The organism is Mycobacterium paraffinicum (assembly GCF_001907675.1).
GTDB lineage: Bacteria > Actinomycetota > Actinomycetes > Mycobacteriales > Mycobacteriaceae > Mycobacterium > Mycobacterium paraffinicum_A.
The window spans coordinates 28610-46244 of the sequence record NZ_MPNT01000028.1 but is presented as its reverse complement, the minus strand read 5'-3'; the positions used below and the strand labels follow the sequence as shown (position 1 = coordinate 46244).

Sequence of the window (17635 nt, the reverse complement as noted above, 5' to 3'; positions counted from 1 at the left end):
ACGGTGCCCCGTGACGAAAAGCCTGTGGGCGTAGCGGTGCTCGGGTTGGGCAACGTCGGAAGCGAAGTTGTCCGCATCATCGAGGGCAGCGCCGACGACCTCGCGGCTCGTGTCGGCGCGCCCCTGGTGTTGCGTGGGGTCGGAGTGCGGCGGGTCGCCGCCGACCGTGGCGTCCCGGTCGAGTTGCTCACCGACAACGTCGAGGAACTCGTCTCCCGCGAGGACGTCGACATCGTCGTGGAATTGATGGGGCCGGTGGAACCGGCGCGCAAGGCCATCCTGCGCGCGCTCGAGCACGGCAAGTCGGTCGTCACGGCGAACAAGGCGCTGCTGGCCACCTCCACCGGCGAGCTGGCGCAGGCCGCCGAAAACGCCCACGTCGACCTGTATTTCGAAGCGGCGGTCGCGGGCGCCATCCCGGTCATCCGCCCGCTCACCCAGTCGCTGGCGGGGGACACGGTGCTGCGGGTAGCCGGCATCGTCAACGGCACCACCAACTACATCCTGTCCGCGATGGACAGCACCGGCGCCGACTATGACACCGCCCTGGCCGAGGCGAGCGCGCTCGGCTACGCCGAGGCCGACCCCACCGCCGACGTCGAAGGCTACGACGCCGCGGCCAAGGCCGCGATCCTGGCGTCGATCGCCTTCCACACCCGGGTGACCGCCGACGACGTCTATCGCGAGGGCATCACCAAGATCACGCCGGCCGACTTCGTCTCCGCGCGGTCGCTGGGCTGCACCATCAAGCTGCTGTCCATCTGCGAGCGCGTCAGCACCGAGGACGGTCAGGAGCGGGTGTCGGCCCGCGTCTATCCGGCGCTGGTGCCGTTGTCGCATCCGCTGGCCACGGTCAACGGCGCGTTCAACGCCGTGGTGGTCGAGGCCAAGGCCGCCGGCCGGCTGATGTTCTACGGTCAGGGCGCCGGCGGCGCGCCCACCGCATCCGCGGTCACCGGCGACTTGGTGATGGCCGCCCGCAACCGGGTACTGGGCAGCCGCGGGCCGAAGGAATCCAAGTACGCCCAGCTTCCGGTCGCGCCAATGGGTTTCATCTCCACCCGCTACTACGTCAGCATGAACGTCGCCGACAAGCCGGGCGTGCTGTCCACGGTGGCCGCGGAGTTCGCCAAGCGTGAGGTGAGCATCGCCGAGGTTCGCCAGGAGGGCGTGGTGGACGAAGGCGGGCGGCGAGTCGGGGCCCGTGTCGTGGTCGTCACCCACAGCGCCACCGATGCCGCGCTGTCCGAAACCGTCGATGCGCTGGCGGATCTGGACGTCGTGCAGGGCGTCACCAGTGTGCTGCGACTGGAAGAGACCGGCCGATGAGCGTCCCGCGCACCGCCGTGCACCAGCCGTGGCCGGGGTTGATCGCCGCCTACCGCGACCGCCTGCCGATCGGCGACGACTGGACGCCGGTCACCCTGCTGGAGGGCGGCACCCCGCTGATCGCGGCGACGCGCCTTTCCGAGAAGACCGGCTGCACGGTGCATCTCAAGGTCGAGGGCCTCAACCCGACCGGCTCGTTCAAGGACCGGGGCATGACCATGGCGGTCACCGACGCACTGGCGCGCGGCCAGCAGGCCGTGTTGTGCGCGTCGACCGGCAACACCTCCGCGTCGGCGGCGGCGTACGCCGCCCGCGCCGGCATCACCTGCGCGGTGCTGATCCCGCAGGGCAAGATCGCGATGGGCAAGTTGGCACAGGCGGTCATGCACGGCGCCAAGATCATTCAGATCGACGGCAACTTCGACGACTGCCTGGAACTGGCCCGCAAGATGGCCGCCGACTTCCCGACGATCGCGTTGGTCAACTCCGTCAACCCCGTACGCATCGAGGGCCAGAAGACGGCGGCGTTCGAGATCGTCGACGCGCTGGGCACCGCGCCGGACGTGCACGCCCTGCCGGTCGGCAACGCGGGTAACATCACCGCGTACTGGAAGGGCTACACCGAATATCACCACGACGGCGTGATCGACAAGCTGCCCCGCATGCTGGGTACCCAGGCGGCCGGCGCCGCGCCCCTGGTGCACGGCGCACCGGTCAGCCACCCGGAGACGATCGCGACCGCGATACGCATCGGCGCTCCCGCGTCGTGGGCGGCCGCGGTCAACGCGCAGCAGCAGTCCAACGGGCGGTTCCTGGCGGCCACCGACGAGGAGATCCTGGCCGCCTACCACTTGGTGGCCGAGAGCGAGGGCGTCTTCGTCGAGCCCGCGTCGGCGGCCAGCATCGCGGGTCTGCTCAAGGCCGTCGACGACGGTTGGGTGGCGCGTGGCTCGACGGTGGTGTGCACGGTGACCGGCAATGGCCTCAAAGACCCCGACACGGCACTGCGGGACATGCCAACCGTGTCCCCGCTGCCCGTCGATCCGGTGCTCGTCGTCGAGAAGCTGGGGCTCGCGTAAGAAATGACGTCCCAGAGGCTGCCCGCCGGGCTGGTGGCAAGCTCCGTCGTGTCGGCGTCCAGCGCCAACCTCGGTCCCGGTTTCGACAGCATCGGCTTGGCACTGAGTCTCAGCGACGAAATCGTCGTGGAGACAACGGATTCCGGATTGGTGGTGCTGGTCGAAGGGGAGGGCGCCGAGCAGGTGCCCCGGGGTCCCGAACACCTGGTGGTGCGCGCCGTCGAGTGCGGGCTGCGGGCCGCGGGCGTCCGCGCCGCGGGCCTGGTGGTCCGGTGCCGCAACGCCATCCCGCACTCGCGCGGTCTCGGCTCCTCCGCGGCGGCCGTGGTGGGCGGCCTGGCGGCGGCGAATGGCCTTGTTGCACAGTCTGATTCGGAGCCCCTGAGCGACGCGCGGCTGATTCAGTTGTCGTCGGAGTTCGAGGGGCATCCCGACAACGCCGCCGCCGCCGTGCTGGGCGGTGCGGTGGTGTCGTGGATCGACGCCTCGGGTGACCGGCCGCGGTATTCCGCGGTGCCGCTGCGGCTGCACCCCGACATCCGCCTGTACTGCGCGATACCGCAGGAGCGCTCCCTGACCGCGGAGACCCGGGGGCTGCTGCCGGCCCAAGTGAGCCACGACGACGCCCGGTTCAGCGTCAGCCGCGCCGCCTTGCTGGTGGTAGCGCTGACCCAACGCCCGGACCTGCTGATGCCGGCCACCGAGGATGTGCTGCATCAACCGCAGCGCGCCCCGGCGATGCCCGCCTCAGCGGAATATTTGCGGCTGTTCCGGCGTCATAACGTGTCAGCGACACTTTCCGGGGCGGGTCCAGCACTGATTGCGCTCAGCACAGCGCCGGAGTTGCCTAAGGAAGTGGTGGAGTACGGGGCCGCCAACGGATTTGCCCTCACTGAGATGACCGCCGGCGATGGAGTTCGCTGGAGCCCGGGCGTCACAGTCTCCGGTTGATCCACAGCGTGGCCGGAGGGTTTGCTTGCTTCCAACAAAGATGCGGGCTATCCTCGGTTCCGTCCAGCAATCGCAGCATCTGCATCTGCATCCATACTGCCTTGCCGCTAGGACACACCAATTCTTCTCGTGAACGAGGTTCGCCGCTTACTCCGCCGATTAAGGCGATCACCGTTGCAGAGTCGATATTTGGGCGCACTCGGCGATTTGCTGAATGCAACGAACCCCCCGGATGAGCTGTTCAGCGGGGGAAGAAAGGAAATCCGTGACCGATACGGACCTGTTCACGGCCGACGCGAGCACCGACAGCAATGAGGTGTCGAACGCCGTGACCCCGGACACATCCGACGGCAAAACCAATGCCCCTGTTGGCTCTCTGTCCACCATGGTGCTTCCCGAACTGCGCGCGCTGGCTAACGAAGTCGGCGTCAAGGGGACGTCGGGCATGCGCAAAAACGAACTCATCGCCGCCATAAAGGAAATCAGGGGACAGTCCAACGGGACTTCCGCCCCGAAGGCCCCTGAAGAGGGCGGCAAGTCCGACACCGCCAGTGCCGAAGCGCCGGCCGGTGCGGACCACTCGAACGGTTCGACCACCGAGGCCCCCCGCCGCGAACGGCGCGGCGCCTCCCGCGAGCCCGGTGCGGCCCGCGGCGGCGACGACGCTGACGGCGCGCGCTCACGCAATCGCGAGGGCGAGGCCTCCGGCGAAGAGGACACCCGCCAGGGCGCCAAGCGCGACTCCCAAGGTGAGGAGCGCGGCCAGGACTCCGGTGGCGACCAAAGCGGTGATCAGCAGGGCTCGGGCGGCCAGCAAGGCCGCGGCGGCTCGAACCAGCAAGACGACGACGGCGAGGGCCGTCAGGGCCGCCGCGGGCGCCGCTTCCGCGATCGCAGGCGGCGCGGTGAGCGGTCCGGCGAGGGCGGCGACACCGAACTGCGCGAGGACGACGTCGTGCAGCCGGTCGCCGGCATCCTTGACGTGCTCGACAATTACGCGTTCGTCCGCACCTCCGGCTACCTGGCCGGCCCGCACGACGTCTACGTCTCGATGAACATGGTGCGCAAGAACGGCCTGCGCCGCGGCGACGCGGTGACCGGCGCGGTCCGCGTGCCCAAGGACGGCGAACAGCCCAACCAGCGGCAGAAGTTCAACCCGCTCGTCCGCCTGGACAGCGTCAACGGCGGGCCCGTCGAGGACGCGAAAAAGCGCCCCGACTTCAGCAAGCTGACGCCCCTGTACCCCAACCAGCGGCTTCGCCTGGAGACCACCCCCGACCGGCTGACCACGCGGGTCATCGACCTGATCATGCCGATCGGCAAGGGCCAGCGCGCCCTGATCGTGTCGCCGCCCAAGGCGGGTAAGACGACGATCCTGCAGGACATCGCCAACGCGATCACCCGCAACAACCCGGAATGCCACCTCATGGTCGTGCTCGTCGACGAGCGCCCCGAGGAGGTCACCGACATGACCCGCTCGGTCAAGGGCGAGGTCATCGCCTCCACCTTCGACCGGCCGCCCTCGGACCACACCTCGGTCGCCGAGCTGGCCATCGAACGCGCCAAGCGGCTCGTCGAGCAGGGCAAGGACGTCGTGGTGCTGCTCGACTCGATCACCCGCCTCGGCCGCGCCTACAACAACGCGTCACCCGCCTCGGGCCGGATCCTGTCCGGTGGTGTCGACTCCACCGCGCTGTACCCGCCGAAGCGATTCCTGGGTGCGGCACGAAACATCGAGGAAGGCGGATCGCTGACGATCATCGCCACCGCGATGGTCGAGACCGGCTCCACCGGTGACACGGTCATCTTCGAGGAGTTCAAGGGCACCGGTAACGCCGAGCTCAAGCTGGACCGCAAGATCTCCGAGCGACGGGTCTTCCCGGCGGTCGACGTGAACCCCTCCGGCACCCGCAAGGACGAGCTGCTGCTCTCGCCGGACGAGTTCGCGATCGTGCACAAGCTGCGCCGCGTGCTGTCGGGCCTGGATTCCCACCAGGCCATCGACCTGCTGATGTCCCAGCTGCGCAAGACGAAGAACAACTACGAGTTCCTGGTGCAGGTCTCCAAGACCACACCGGGATCGATGGACAACGACTAGCCGATCCACGTTCCTCGGCGGGCCGGCAGCGCGAAGCGCCGGGAATGTGGACGGGTACCCCATTGTTTTGGGAGAGCAGTGGTTGACCTGGCATAATCGACGCTCGACAAGATCGAAGAGGACAGCATGAAATCTGACATTCACCCCGCTTACGGGGAGACCACCGTGCACTGCGGGTGTGGAAACACCTTCACCACGCGCAGCACCAAGCCCGGCGGCAACATCGTCGTGGAAGTGTGCTCGCAGTGCCACCCCTTCTACACCGGCAAGCAGAAGATTCTGGACAGCGGTGGCCGGGTGGCTCGCTTCGAGAAGCGGTACGGCAAGCGCAAGGGTGCCGCGGCGGACAACACCGACAAATAGTTGCTTTGCCGACGCCCGAACTGTGCACCAGAGCACAGGCCGGGCGTCGGTTTGCGTTTGCGGCAATGAGACTCGGGGCGGAACGGGCAGGAGGTGAGATGTGACGCAGCCGGTGCAGACGATTGATGTGCTGCTGGCCGAACACGCCGAGCTCGAGCAACGGCTGGCGGATCCCGACTTGCACAGCAATCCCGCCGAGGCGCGCAAGGCCGGTCGCCGGTTCGCCCGGTTGGCCCCGATCGTCGCCACCTATCGCAAGCTGGAGTCGGCGCGCGGCGATTTGGAGACCGCGCGCGAATTGGCCGCTGACGACCAGTCTTTCGCCGACGAGGTGACCGAACTCGAGTCGCGGGTGGCCGAATTGGACACCCAACTGACCGACATGTTGGCGCCACGCGACCCGCACGACGCCGACGACATCGTGCTCGAGGTCAAATCCGGTGAGGGCGGCGAGGAATCCGCATTGTTCGCGGCGGACCTGGCCCGTATGTACATCCGCTACGCCGAGCGGCACGGCTGGAACGTGACCGTGCTGGACGAGACCACGTCGGACCTCGGCGGCTATAAGGACGCGACGCTGTCCATCGCCAGCAAGGGCGACTCCGCTGAGGGGGTGTGGTCGCGAATGAAGTTCGAGGGCGGGGTCCATCGGGTGCAGCGCGTACCGGTGACGGAATCCCAAGGCCGCGTGCACACTTCGGCGGCGGGCGTGCTGGTCTATCCCGAGCCCGAGGAAGTGGGCGAAGTGCAGATCGACGAGTCGGATCTGCGCATCGACGTGTACCGCTCATCCGGCAAGGGCGGCCAGGGTGTGAACACCACCGACTCCGCGGTCCGGATCACGCATCTGCCCACCGGGATCGTGGTGACCTGTCAGAACGAACGCTCGCAGCTGCAGAACAAGACGCGCGCGCTGCAGGTGCTGGCCGCTCGCCTGCAGGCGTTGGCCGAAGAACAGGCGCTGGCCGACGCGTCGGCCGACCGGGCCAGCCAGATCCGGACCGTCGACCGCAGCGAACGGATTCGCACCTATAACTTCCCGGAGAACCGGATCACCGACCACCGGATCGGTTACAAGGCGCACAACCTCGATCAGGTACTCGACGGCGACCTCGACGCGATGTTCGACGCCTTGAGCTCCGCCGACAAGCAATCCCGGCTGCAACAGGCATGAGTGCCCGGCGACGATGCAGAGCGAAGCGATGAGGAGGGGCGGGACAGTTCAGCACAGTGTGCGGCGCGCGATCGATTCCGCTGCGGCGACGCTCGCCGAAGCGGGGATCGCCTCCGCCCGTTGGGACGCCGAGGAGCTGGCCGCGCACCTGACGGGCACCGAGCGCGGTCGGCTGGCCCTGCTCGACTCGCCCGGCGACGACTTCTTCGGTCGCTACCGCGACGTCGTGGCCGCGCGCTCGCGGCGGGTGCCGTTGCAGCATCTCACCGGCACGGCCGCGTTCGGGCCGCTGATGCTGCGGGTCGGTCCCGGCGTCTTCATACCGCGCCCGGAAACCGAAGCCCTCTTGGCGTGGGTCACCGAACAGCGACTCCCGGCCCGGTCCGTCATCGTCGACCTGTGCACCGGATCGGGCGCCCTGGCGGTGGCGCTGGCCCATCAACACCCGGCGGCGCGGATCATTGCCGTCGACGATTCGGCGGCGGCCCTCGAGTACGCGCGCCGCAACGCGGCGGGCACCGCGGTCGAACTCGTGCGGGCCGACGTCACCACGCCCGGCCTGCTGCCCGACCTGGACGGCGGCGTCGACGTGGTGGTGGCCAACCCGCCCTATGTCCCCGACGCCGCACCCGTGGAACCCGAAGTGGCTCAATATGATCCACGCCACGCGGTCTTCGGCGGCCCGGACGGGATGGCGGTGATCGCCCCGATCGTCGAGCTGGCCTGCCGCTGGCTGCGCCCGGGGGGCGTCTTCGCCGTCGAACATGACGACACCACGTCGGCGGAGACCGTCGAATTGGTCCGTAAGACAACGCTTTTCGAAGACGTCATGGAGCATCAAGATCTGGCCGGCCGGCCGAGATTCGTGACGGCCCGCAAACAGGGCGGCGCCATTGACTGAAGTCTTCGACTGCGCTGATCCCGACCAGCGTTCGCGTGGAATCGCCTCGGCGGCGGGCGCGATCAAGGGTGGCCGCCTCGTCGTTATGCCGACGGACACCGTCTACGGCATCGGCGCCGATGCCTTCAACAGCGCCGCGGTGACGGCCCTCCTCTCGGCGAAGGGGCGTGGCCGGGACATGCCGGTCGGCGTGCTGGTCGGCTCCTGGCACACCATCGAGGGGCTCGTCTACACCATGCCGGGCGGGGCGCGCGACCTGATCCGCGCGTTCTGGCCGGGAGCGCTGAGCCTGGTGGTGACGCAGGCGCCGTCGCTGCAATGGGACCTCGGCGACGCCCGCGGCACCGTGATGCTGCGGATGCCGCTGCATCCGGTGGCCATCGAGCTGTTGCGCGAGGTGGGGCCCATGGCGGTATCCAGTGCGAACGTCTCAGGCCGGCCGCCCGCCGTGGACGCCAACGAGGCGCGGAATCAGCTCGGTGACCTCGTCGACGTCTATCTCGACGCGGGCACGGCCGAGCAGCAGGCGGCGTCGACGATCGTCGACCTGACCGGTGCCGCCCCGCGCATCCTGCGACCGGGCCCAGTGAGCGCCGCACGGATCGCCGAAGTGCTCGGGGTGGATCCAGAAAGCCTGACCGCCCAGACCTGACCGGAGCGGTTCTCTCCTTGCCAGGTTGGTGCAGTACCGTCTCGACGTGTCCAGCGACCCGGCCACCACGCTAGCCAACCTCGCCGATGGCGTGCTCGCCCTGGCTGACCGCGGCGCCGGTGTCCCGCTGCGCGAGCTTGCCCTCGTGGGTCTGACCGCCGCGATCATCACCTACTTCGCGACCGGTCCCGTGCGGGTGCTCGCCACCCGGCTGGGCGCCGTCGCCTATCCGCGAGAACGCGACGTACACGTGACCCCGACCCCGCGCATGGGCGGGCTGGCGATGTTCCTCGGTGTCATCTCGGCCGTCTTCCTGGCCTCGCAGCTTCCGGCGCTCACCCGCGGGTTCGTCTATTCCACGGGCATGCCCGCGGTGCTGGTGGCCGGCGCCGTGATCATGGGCATCGGGCTCATCGACGATCGGTGGGGCCTGGACGCCCTGACGAAGTTCGCCGGCCAGATCACCGCGGCCAGCGTGCTGGTCACCATGGGCGTTGCCTGGAGCGTCCTCTACATCCCGATCGGCGGCGTCGGCACCATCGTGCTGGACCAGGCCTCGTCGATCCTGCTCACACTCGCGCTGACGGTGTCCATCGTCAACGCGATGAACTTCGTCGACGGGCTGGACGGACTGGCCGCCGGGCTCGGGCTGATCACCGCCCTGGCCATCTGCATGTTCTCGGTCGGCCTGCTGCGCGACCACGGCGGCGACGTGCTCTTCTATCCGCCCGCCGTGATCTCCGTGGTGCTCGCGGGGGCCTGCCTGGGCTTCCTGCCGCACAACTTCCACCGCGCCAAGATCTTCATGGGTGATTCCGGCTCGATGCTGATCGGCCTGATGCTCGCCGCGGCCTCGACCACCGCCGCGGGGCCCGTCTCGCAGAACGCCTACGGTGCGCGCGATGTGTTCGCCCTGTTGTCACCGTTCCTGCTGGTCGTCGCCGTGATGTTCGTGCCGATGCTGGATTTGCTGCTGGCGATCGTGCGCCGCACCCGCGCGGGCCGCAGCGCGTTCAGCCCCGACAAGATGCACCTGCACCACCGCTTGCTGCAGATCGGACATTCCCACCGCCGGGTGGTGTTGCTGATCTACCTCTGGGTGGGCATCGTCGCGTTCGGTGCGGCCAGCACGATTTTCTTCAACCCGCGCGACACCGCCGCGGTGATGCTGGGCGCCATCGTGGTCGCCGGCATCGCGACCGCGATCCCACTCATGCGGCGGCGAGACGAGTATGAAGACGAGGACTACGACAGCTAGTAGTAGTGGTGTTCGCCTTATGGTACGGTGCAGGTAGAAGCCCAAAAAGCCGCACAGATTGCCGGTCCGTCGGACACTGTTCCGATCGGGTCGGCTGAGGACTCGCGTCGGGTGATACCCCTTGGGTGGATCCCCTGTGACGTGCGATACGCTCGGCGGGCCACCGATCAGTTCGGTCGGGGGACTCCCGCTCTACCAACTTGGGATTGAGGTGCTGCAGTGACGACACCAGCGCAGGACGCGCCGTTGGTGTTCCCCTCTGTTGCGTTCCGGCCGGTCCGCCTGTTGGTGCTCAGCTTCGCCGTCACCGCGGTGGCCGTCGTCGCCGCCGGACTGACCGGTCACCTGATGGTCGGGGTGTTCTTCGGGGTCGGGTTGCTGCTTGGTTTGCTCAACGCCCTTCTGGTGCGTCGCTCAGTCGCGTCGATCACCGCCAAAGAGCATCCGATGAAAAGCACGATGGCGCTGAATTCGGCCACCCGGCTGGCCGTCATCACCGTGATCGGGCTGATCATCGCCTACATCTTCCGGCCCGCGGGCCTGGGCGTCGTGTTCGGCTTGGCGCTGTTTCAGATCTTGCTGGTGGCATCGACGGCTCTTCCGGTGTGGAAGAAGCTGCGCGCCGGCGACTGGGCAGACGACTCCGCCGGCGGCGCGACGGCCGGATCGGAAGGAACGGAAGGAAAGAACAGCACCGATGACTGAGACGACGTTCCTGGCCGCCGCGATCGAGGTTGGCGAGCACACCCACGCCAAATGGCTGGGGCTCACCGTCAACACCGACACGATCCTGTCGACCGCGATCGCCGCGGTGATCGTCCTGGCGCTGGCCTTCTTCCTGCGCGCGAAGATCACGTCGACCGGCGTCCCCAGCGGCGTGCAGTTGTTCTGGGAAGCCATCACCGTCCAGATGCGCGATCAGATCGAGAGCGCGGTCGGGATGCGGATCGCGCCATTCGTATTGCCTTTGGCGGTAACCATTTTCGTCTTCATCCTGATCTCCAACTGGCTGTCGGTGCTTCCGCTGCAATACACGGATAAGTCCGGGCACACCACCGAGCTGCTGAAATCGGCGGCCGCGGACATCAACTACGTTCTGGCCCTGGCCCTGTTCGTGTTCGTCTGCTACCACGTGGCGGGCATCTGGCGCCGCGGCATCGTCGGCCACCCGCTGGCCGTGCTCAAGGGCCACGTGGCGTTCCTGGCGCCGATCAACCTCGTCGAGGAGCTCGCCAAGCCGATTTCGTTGTCGCTGCGACTTTTCGGCAACATCTTCGCCGGCGGCATCCTGGTCGCGCTGATCGCGCTCTTCCCGCCCTACATCATGTGGGCGCCCAACGCGATCTGGAAGGCCTTCGACCTCTTCGTCGGGGCGATCCAGGCGTTCATCTTCTCGATCTTGACGATCCTGTACTTCAGTCAAGCCATGGAGATCGAGGAGCACCATGACTGAGGTCACCATGAATTGCTTTGACCCACACACCATTACAGAGGCCTGGTAGACCACTACCAGCTATCAAGGAGGATAAGAATGGCTCTGGACCCCCAAGTCGCTGCCGCTGCGCTCATCGGCGGTGGACTCATCATGGGCGGTGGCGCGATCGGCGCCGGTATCGGTGACGGTATCGCCGGTAACGCGCTGGTCTCGGGTATCGCCCGGCAGCCCGAGGCGCAAGGTCGGCTGTTCACGCCGTTCTTCATCACCGTCGGTCTGGTCGAGGCCGCCTACTTCATCAACCTGGCCTTCATGGCGCTGTTCGTCTTCGCCACACCCGTCGGCACCTAGTTCGCTGTGATGGGTGACGCGAGTCTGAGCGTTCTGGCATCCAGCCAGGTGATGGCCGAGGGAGGCAACAACTTCCTCGTTCCCAACGGCACGTTCTTCTTTGTGCTGGCCATCTTCCTGATCGTGCTGGCCGTGATCGGCACCTTCGTGGTGCCGCCGGTTATGCGGGTGTTGCGCGAGCGCGACAACATGGTTGCCAAGACGGCCGCCGACAACAAGAAGGCGACTGAGCAGTTCGACGCCGCCAAGGCTGACTACGAGGAAGCCCTGTCGGAGGCCCGGGTTCAGGCGTCGTCGTTGCGCGACAATGCCCGCACCGAAGGCCGTAAGCTGGTCGAAGACGCGCGCGCCCGTGCCGAGCAGCAGGTGATGTCGACGTTGCAAATGGCATCCGAGCAATTGAAGCGGGAGAGAGACGCCGTGGAACTGGATCTGCGCGCCAACGTGGCGGGCATGTCGGCGAAGCTGGCCAGCCGGATCCTCGGCGTCGAGGTGGCCCCGGCCACCACGGCCACGTCCGCAACCGGGAAATCTGGACGGTAATCGCGCATGTCGACATTCATCGGGCAGTTGATCGGATTCGCGGCCATCGTGCTTCTGGTCGTGCGGTACGTGGTGCCGCCGGTGCGTCGTCTGATGGCCGCTCGTCAGGAGGCCGTGCGTCAGCAGCTGAAAGACTCCGCGGCAGCGGCCGATCGGTTGAAAGAGTCGACCACGGCCCACAGCAACGCCGTGGAGTCCGCCAAGACCGAGGCCGAACGGCTCGTCGAGGAAGCCCAGACCGACGCGGGCCGCATCGCCGAGCAGTTCCGGATCCAGGCCGACGCGGAATTCGAACGCATCGCCACGCAGGGTGGCCGCCAGGTCGACCTGCTGCGCACGCAACTCAGCCGCCAGCTCCGCCTGGAACTCGGCCACGAGGCGGTGCGCCAGGCGGGCGAGTTGGTGCGGAACTTTGTCGCCGACCCGGAACAGCAGTCCGGCACCGTCGATCGGTTTTTGGACGACCTGGAAGCGATGGCCCCGGCGCCGGCCGAGGTCGAGTATCCATTGTTGACCAAGATGCGCTCCGCCAGTCGGGTGGCGGTGGCCAGCCTGACGGAGCGGTTCAGCGACATCGCCAAAGGCCTTGACAACAAAGCGCTTACCAGCCTCTCGTCCGAGCTTGTTTCGGTAGCCGAAATGCTGGACCGGGAGATCGTCATCACCCGGTACTTGACCGTGCCCGCCGAGGACGCGGCGCCCCGCGTCCGGCTGATCGAGCGGCTGGTCTCGGGCAAGGTCGCCGACGCCACGCTCGACATCCTGCGGCTGGCGGTGTCGGAACGTTGGTCGGCCAACTCCGATTTGGGCGACGCGATCGAGCACATCTCGCGGCAGGCGTTGCTCGAAGTCGCAGAACGGGAGAACAAGGTCGACGACGTCGAAGACCAGCTCTTCCGGTTCGCCCGCATCCTGGACGCGCAGCCGCGACTCGCCATCCTGTTGGGTGACTACGGCGTGCCGGTGGAAGGCCGGATCAGCCTGCTGCGCAAGGTACTTGATAGCTCCAGCGGCAGGGTCGACCCGATCGTCGTGGCGCTGCTGACCCAGACCGTCCAACTGCTCAGGGGTGAATCGGCCGAGGAGGCCATCCAGTTCTTGGCGAAAGTCGCGGTGGCACGCCGCGGCGAGATCGTCGCGCAAGTCAGTGCGGCGGCCGAACTCAGCGACGCCCAGCGGTCTCGCCTGACCGACGTGCTCGGCCGCATCTACGGTCATCCGGTGACGGTGCAGCTGCAAACCTCCGAGGAGCTGCTCGGCGGCCTGCTCATCTCCGTGGCGGACGAAGTGATTGACGGGACACTCGCTTCGCGCCTCGCCGCTGCCCAGGCCCAATTGCCCGACTGACCCGACCACTCCCACCAACCCTTTCCGACACACGCGATACCGAGACCAAGTAGGAAGACGAAAAGCCATGGCCGAGTTGACAATCTCCGCTGATGACATCCAGAGCGCCATCGAGGAGTACGTAGGCTCTTTCACCTCCGACACCTCCCGTGAAGAGGTCGGCACCGTCGTCGACGCCGGGGACGGCATCGCGCACGTCGAAGGCCTGCCCTCCGTCATGACCCAGGAACTGCTCGAGTTCCCGGGCGGGGTCCTCGGCGTCGCGCTGAACCTCGACGAGCACAGCGTCGGCGCGGTGATCCTGGGTGACTTCGAGAAAATCGAAGAGGGGCAACAGGTCAAGCGCACCGGCGAGGTGCTGTCGGTCCCCGTCGGTGACGCCTTCCTGGGTCGCGTCGTCAACCCGCTCGGTCACCCCATCGACGGTCGCGGAGACATCGACACCGACATTCGCCGCGCGCTGGAGATCCAGGCGCCGTCCGTGGTGCAGCGGCAAAGCGTGAGCGAGCCCCTGCAGACCGGCATCAAGGCGATCGACGCCATGACGCCGATCGGCCGCGGCCAGCGGCAGCTGATCATCGGTGACCGCAAGACCGGCAAGACCGCCGTCTGCGTCGACACGATCCTCAACCAGCGCGGGAACTGGGAGAGCGGCGACGAGAAGAAGCAGGTCCGCTGCGTCTACGTGGCGATCGGCCAGAAGGGCACCACGATCGCCTCGGTCCGGCGGGCGCTCGAAGAGGGCGGCGCGATGGACTACACCACCATCGTCGCGGCCCCGGCTTCCGACTCCGCCGGCTTCAAATGGCTTGCGCCGTACACCGGTTCGGCGATCGCCCAGCAATGGATGTACGACGGCAAGCACGTGCTGATCGTCTTCGACGACCTGAGCAAGCAGGCCGAGGCCTACCGCGCGATCTCGCTGCTGCTGCGCCGCCCGCCGGGCCGCGAGGCCTACCCGGGTGACGTGTTCTACCTACACTCGCGGCTACTGGAGCGCTGCGCCAAGCTCTCCGACGACCTCGGGGGCGGCTCGCTGACCGGTCTGCCGATCATCGAGACGAAGGCCAACGACATCTCCGCCTACATCCCGACCAACGTCATCTCGATCACCGACGGGCAGTGCTTCCTGGAATCCGATCTGTTCAACCAGGGTGTGCGTCCCGCCATCAACGTCGGTGTGTCGGTGTCCCGCGTGGGTGGTGCGGCGCAGATCAAGGCCATGAAAGAGGTGGCCGGCTCGCTGCGTCTGGACCTGTCGCAGTACCGCGAGCTGGAATCGTTCGCGGCCTTCGCCTCGGACCTGGATGCGACGTCGAAGGCGCAGCTGGAGCGCGGTGAGCGGCTGGTCGAACTGCTCAAGCAACCGCAGTACCAGCCCATGCCCGTTGAGGAGCAGGTGGTTTCGATCTTCCTGGGCACCGGCGGTCACCTGGACTCCGTGCCCGTGGAGGACGTCAGGCGCTTCGAGACCGAGTTGCTGGACCACATGCGGGCGTCGGAGGAGAAGTTCCTGGCCGGTATTCGGGACAGCGGCAAGCTTTCCGAAGAGGGCGAGAACCAGCTGACCGAGATCATCAACAACTTCAAGAAGGGGTTCGCGGCCACGGGCGGTGGTTCGGTGGTGCCCGACGAGCACGTCGAGCCCTTGGACGAAGGGGATCTCGAAAAGGAGTCGGTCCAGGTCAAGAAGGAGAAGCCCAAGAAGGACTCCAAGAACGGTAAGGACAAGAAGTAGCTAACAATGGCTGCCACACTTCGCGAACTACGCGGCCGGATTCGCTCGGCAGGGTCGATCAAGAAGATCACCAAGGCCCAGGAGATGATCGCGACGTCGCGCATCGGTAAAGCGCAGGCTCGGCTCGAAGCGGCCAGGCCCTACTCGTTTCAGATCACCGCGATGCTGACCACGCTGTCGTCCGAAGCCGCCCTGGACCACCCGTTGTTGGTCGAACGGGAGGAACCCAAGCGGGCCGGCGTCCTGGTGGTGTCCTCCGATCGCGGCCTGTGCGGCGCCTACAACTCGAGCATCTTCCGCCGCTCCGAGGAGCTGTTCTCCCTGCTGAGGGAGGAAGGCAAGACGCCGGTTGTGTACACGGTTGGCCGGAAGGCCCTGAACTACTTCAAGTTCCGTAACTGGGACATCACCGACTCGTGGACGGGCTTCTCCGAGCAACCCAGCTACGAAAACGCCGCGGAGATCGCTTCGACCCTGGTCGAGACGTTCATGAAGGGCACCGGTGACGACGAGTCGCAGGACGACCAGGGCGTCGACGAACTGCACATCGTCTACTCGGAGTTCAAGTCGATGATGTCGCAGGCCGCGGTGGCCCACCGCATCGCTCCGCTGGTCGTCGAGTACGTCGAGGACACCGAGGAACTGCATACGTTGTATTCGTTCGAGCCGGATGCGACAACGCTTTTCGAGTCGCTGCTGCCGCGGTACGTGACGACCCGCGTCTACGCCGCACTGCTTGAATCGGCGGCATCGGAGCTCGCGTCGCGCCAGCGAGCGATGAAGTCCGCCACCGACAACGCAGATGACCTGATCAAGGAACTGACGCTGATGGCGAACCGCGAGCGGCAGGCTCAGATCACCCAAGAGATCAGCGAAATCGTCGGTGGTGCAAACGCACTCGCCGACGCTCAGTAGCACACGAGGAAGAGAAGAAGATTATGGCTGCTACTACTGGAACCGCAGAGAAGACCGACAAGTCCACCAATTCCGAGACCAGCGGCCGCGTGGTGCGGATCACCGGCCCCGTGGTTGACGTCGAGTTCCCGCGGGGATCCGTACCGGAACTGTTCAACGCGCTCAACGCCGAGATCACGTTCGAGGAACTGAAGAAGACCCTCACGTTGGAGGTCGCCCAGCACCTCGGCGACAACCTGGTCCGCACGATCTCGTTGCAGCCCACCGACGGCCTGGTCCGCGGTGTCGAGGTGACCGACAGCGGTAAGCCGATCTCGGTGCCGGTCGGCCAGGACGTCAAGGGCCATGTCTTCAACGCGCTGGGCGCCTGCCTGGACAAGCCCGGATACGGCGAGGACTTCGAGCACTGGTCGATCCACCGCAAGCCGCCGCCCTTCGAGGAGCTCGAGCCGCGCACCGAGATGCTCGAGACGGGGTTGAAGGTCGTCGACCTGCTCACCCCGTACGTGCGTGGCGGCAAGATCGCGCTGTTCGGCGGTGCCGGCGTGGGCAAGACGGTGCTGATCCAGGAGATGATCAACCGTATCGCCCGAAACTTCGGTGGCACTTCGGTTTTCGCCGGTGTGGGAGAGCGCACCCGCGAGGGCAACGACCTGTGGGTCGAGCTGAAAGAGGCCGACGTGCTCAAGGACACCGCGCTGGTGTTCGGTCAGATGGACGAGCCGCCCGGCACCCGCATGCGGGTGGCCCTGTCGGCGCTGACGATGGCGGAGTGGTTCCGCGACGAAGCCGGCCAGGACGTGCTGCTGTTCATCGACAACATCTTCCGATTCACCCAGGCCGGATCCGAGGTCTCGACGCTGCTCGGCCGGATGCCGTCCGCGGTGGGTTACCAGCCCACGCTGGCCGATGAGATGGGTGAGCTGCAGGAGCGCATCACCTCGACGCGGGGTCGCTCGATCACGTCGATGCAGGCGGTCTATGTGCCCGCCGACGACTACACCGACCCGGCGCCGGCAACCACGTTCGCGCACCTGGACGCGACCACCGAGTTGTCGCGTTCGGTGTTCTCCAAGGGCATCTTCCCCGCGGTGGACCCGCTGGCGTCGAGCTCGACCATCCTGGACCCCGGTGTTGTCGGTGACGAGCACTACCGCGTCGCTCAGGAAGTCATCCGGATCCTGCAGCGGTACAAGGACCTTCAGGACATCATCGCCATCCTCGGTATCGACGAGTTGTCCGAAGAAGACAAGCAGCTGGTTCAGCGTGCACGTCGCATCGAGCGGTTCCTCTCGCAGAACATGATGGCGGCCGAGCAGTTCACCGGCCAGCCGGGTTCCACCGTCCCGCTGAAGGAGACCATCGAGGCGTTCGACCGCCTGTCCAAGGGCGACTTCGACCACATCCCCGAGCAGGCCTTCTTCCTGATCGGCGGCCTGGACGACCTGGCCAAGAAAGCCGAAAGCTTCGGCGCCAAGTTGGACTCCTGAGGACTGAGCGC

At 66.8% G+C, this 17635-nt stretch carries 17 protein-coding genes; all 17 read left to right on the top strand.

Annotated features, from left to right (window positions below; all coding sequences use genetic code 11):
• Positions 1-3: 3 nt before the first annotated feature.
• On the top strand, positions 4-1329 hold the full coding sequence (locus BRW65_RS23645) for a homoserine dehydrogenase (protein WP_073878705.1): 1326 nt from the start codon (positions 4-6) through the stop codon (positions 1327-1329).
• Entirely contained in the window at positions 1326-2408 is a 1083-nt protein-coding gene (gene thrC / locus BRW65_RS23640; RefSeq protein WP_073878702.1) for a threonine synthase, read from the top strand. Before BRW65_RS23645 ends, thrC begins: the two co-directional genes overlap by 4 nt.
• 3 nt (positions 2409-2411) lie before the next feature.
• Entirely contained in the window at positions 2412-3359 is a 948-nt protein-coding gene (gene thrB, locus BRW65_RS23635) for a homoserine kinase (protein WP_073878699.1), read from the top strand.
• Positions 3360-3624: 265 nt separating this feature from the next.
• Positions 3625-5457 carry a transcription termination factor Rho gene (gene rho, locus BRW65_RS23625; protein ID WP_073878697.1) on the top strand — a complete coding sequence of 611 codons (1833 nt, stop codon included), beginning with the start codon at positions 3625-3627 and terminating at the stop codon, positions 5455-5457.
• A 126-nt stretch (positions 5458-5583) separates the two neighbouring features.
• Positions 5584-5820 carry a 50S ribosomal protein L31 gene (gene rpmE / locus BRW65_RS23620; protein WP_067747706.1) on the top strand — a complete coding sequence of 79 codons (237 nt, stop codon included), beginning with the start codon at positions 5584-5586 and terminating at the stop codon, positions 5818-5820.
• A 100-nt stretch (positions 5821-5920) separates the two neighbouring features.
• Positions 5921-6994 carry a peptide chain release factor 1 gene (gene prfA, locus BRW65_RS23615; protein WP_073878695.1) on the top strand — a complete coding sequence of 358 codons (1074 nt, stop codon included), beginning with the start codon at positions 5921-5923 and terminating at the stop codon, positions 6992-6994.
• Positions 6995-7022: 28 nt separating this feature from the next.
• The gene (prmC, locus tag BRW65_RS23610) at positions 7023-7895 is read left to right on the top strand and encodes a peptide chain release factor N(5)-glutamine methyltransferase (protein ID WP_073878769.1); all 873 of its coding nucleotides are present in this window, start codon (positions 7023-7025) and stop codon (positions 7893-7895) included.
• Positions 7888-8547, top strand: a complete 660-nt coding sequence (locus BRW65_RS23605) for an L-threonylcarbamoyladenylate synthase (RefSeq protein ID WP_073878693.1) — start codon at positions 7888-7890, stop codon at positions 8545-8547. Before prmC ends, BRW65_RS23605 begins: the two co-directional genes overlap by 8 nt.
• Before the next feature lie 28 nt (positions 8548-8575).
• A complete protein-coding gene (locus tag BRW65_RS23600; protein ID WP_139273219.1) occupies positions 8576-9805 on the top strand; it encodes a glycosyltransferase family 4 protein in 1230 nt (409 codons plus the stop codon).
• Positions 9806-10024: 219 nt separating this feature from the next.
• Positions 10025-10510, top strand: a complete 486-nt coding sequence (locus BRW65_RS23595) for an ATP synthase subunit I (protein WP_073878691.1) — start codon at positions 10025-10027, stop codon at positions 10508-10510.
• Entirely contained in the window at positions 10503-11258 is a 756-nt protein-coding gene (gene atpB, locus BRW65_RS23590; RefSeq protein WP_073878689.1) for a F0F1 ATP synthase subunit A, read from the top strand. The genes BRW65_RS23595 and atpB overlap by 8 nt, the downstream gene beginning before the upstream one ends.
• A gap of 84 nt (positions 11259-11342) precedes the next feature.
• Positions 11343-11591, top strand: a complete 249-nt coding sequence (locus BRW65_RS23585; protein ID WP_024636915.1) for a F0F1 ATP synthase subunit C — start codon at positions 11343-11345, stop codon at positions 11589-11591.
• A 9-nt stretch (positions 11592-11600) separates the two neighbouring features.
• The gene (locus BRW65_RS23580; RefSeq protein WP_073878685.1) at positions 11601-12134 is read left to right on the top strand and encodes a F0F1 ATP synthase subunit B; all 534 of its coding nucleotides are present in this window, start codon (positions 11601-11603) and stop codon (positions 12132-12134) included.
• 6 nt (positions 12135-12140) lie between these two features.
• The gene (locus BRW65_RS23575; protein ID WP_073878683.1) at positions 12141-13481 is read left to right on the top strand and encodes a F0F1 ATP synthase subunit B/delta; all 1341 of its coding nucleotides are present in this window, start codon (positions 12141-12143) and stop codon (positions 13479-13481) included.
• Positions 13482-13548: 67 nt separating this feature from the next.
• Positions 13549-15219, top strand: coding sequence for a F0F1 ATP synthase subunit alpha (gene atpA, locus BRW65_RS23570; RefSeq protein ID WP_073878681.1), 1671 nt, complete (start codon positions 13549-13551; stop codon positions 15217-15219).
• Positions 15220-15225: 6 nt separating this feature from the next.
• Positions 15226-16134: a F0F1 ATP synthase subunit gamma gene (locus BRW65_RS23565; protein ID WP_073878679.1), complete on the top strand. Its 909-nt coding sequence runs from the start codon at positions 15226-15228 to the stop codon at positions 16132-16134.
• Positions 16135-16157: 23 nt separating this feature from the next.
• Complete coding sequence (atpD, locus tag BRW65_RS23560; protein WP_073878677.1) at positions 16158-17624, top strand: F0F1 ATP synthase subunit beta; 1467 nt, start codon at positions 16158-16160, stop codon at positions 17622-17624.
• The last annotated feature ends 11 nt before the right edge of the window (positions 17625-17635 follow it).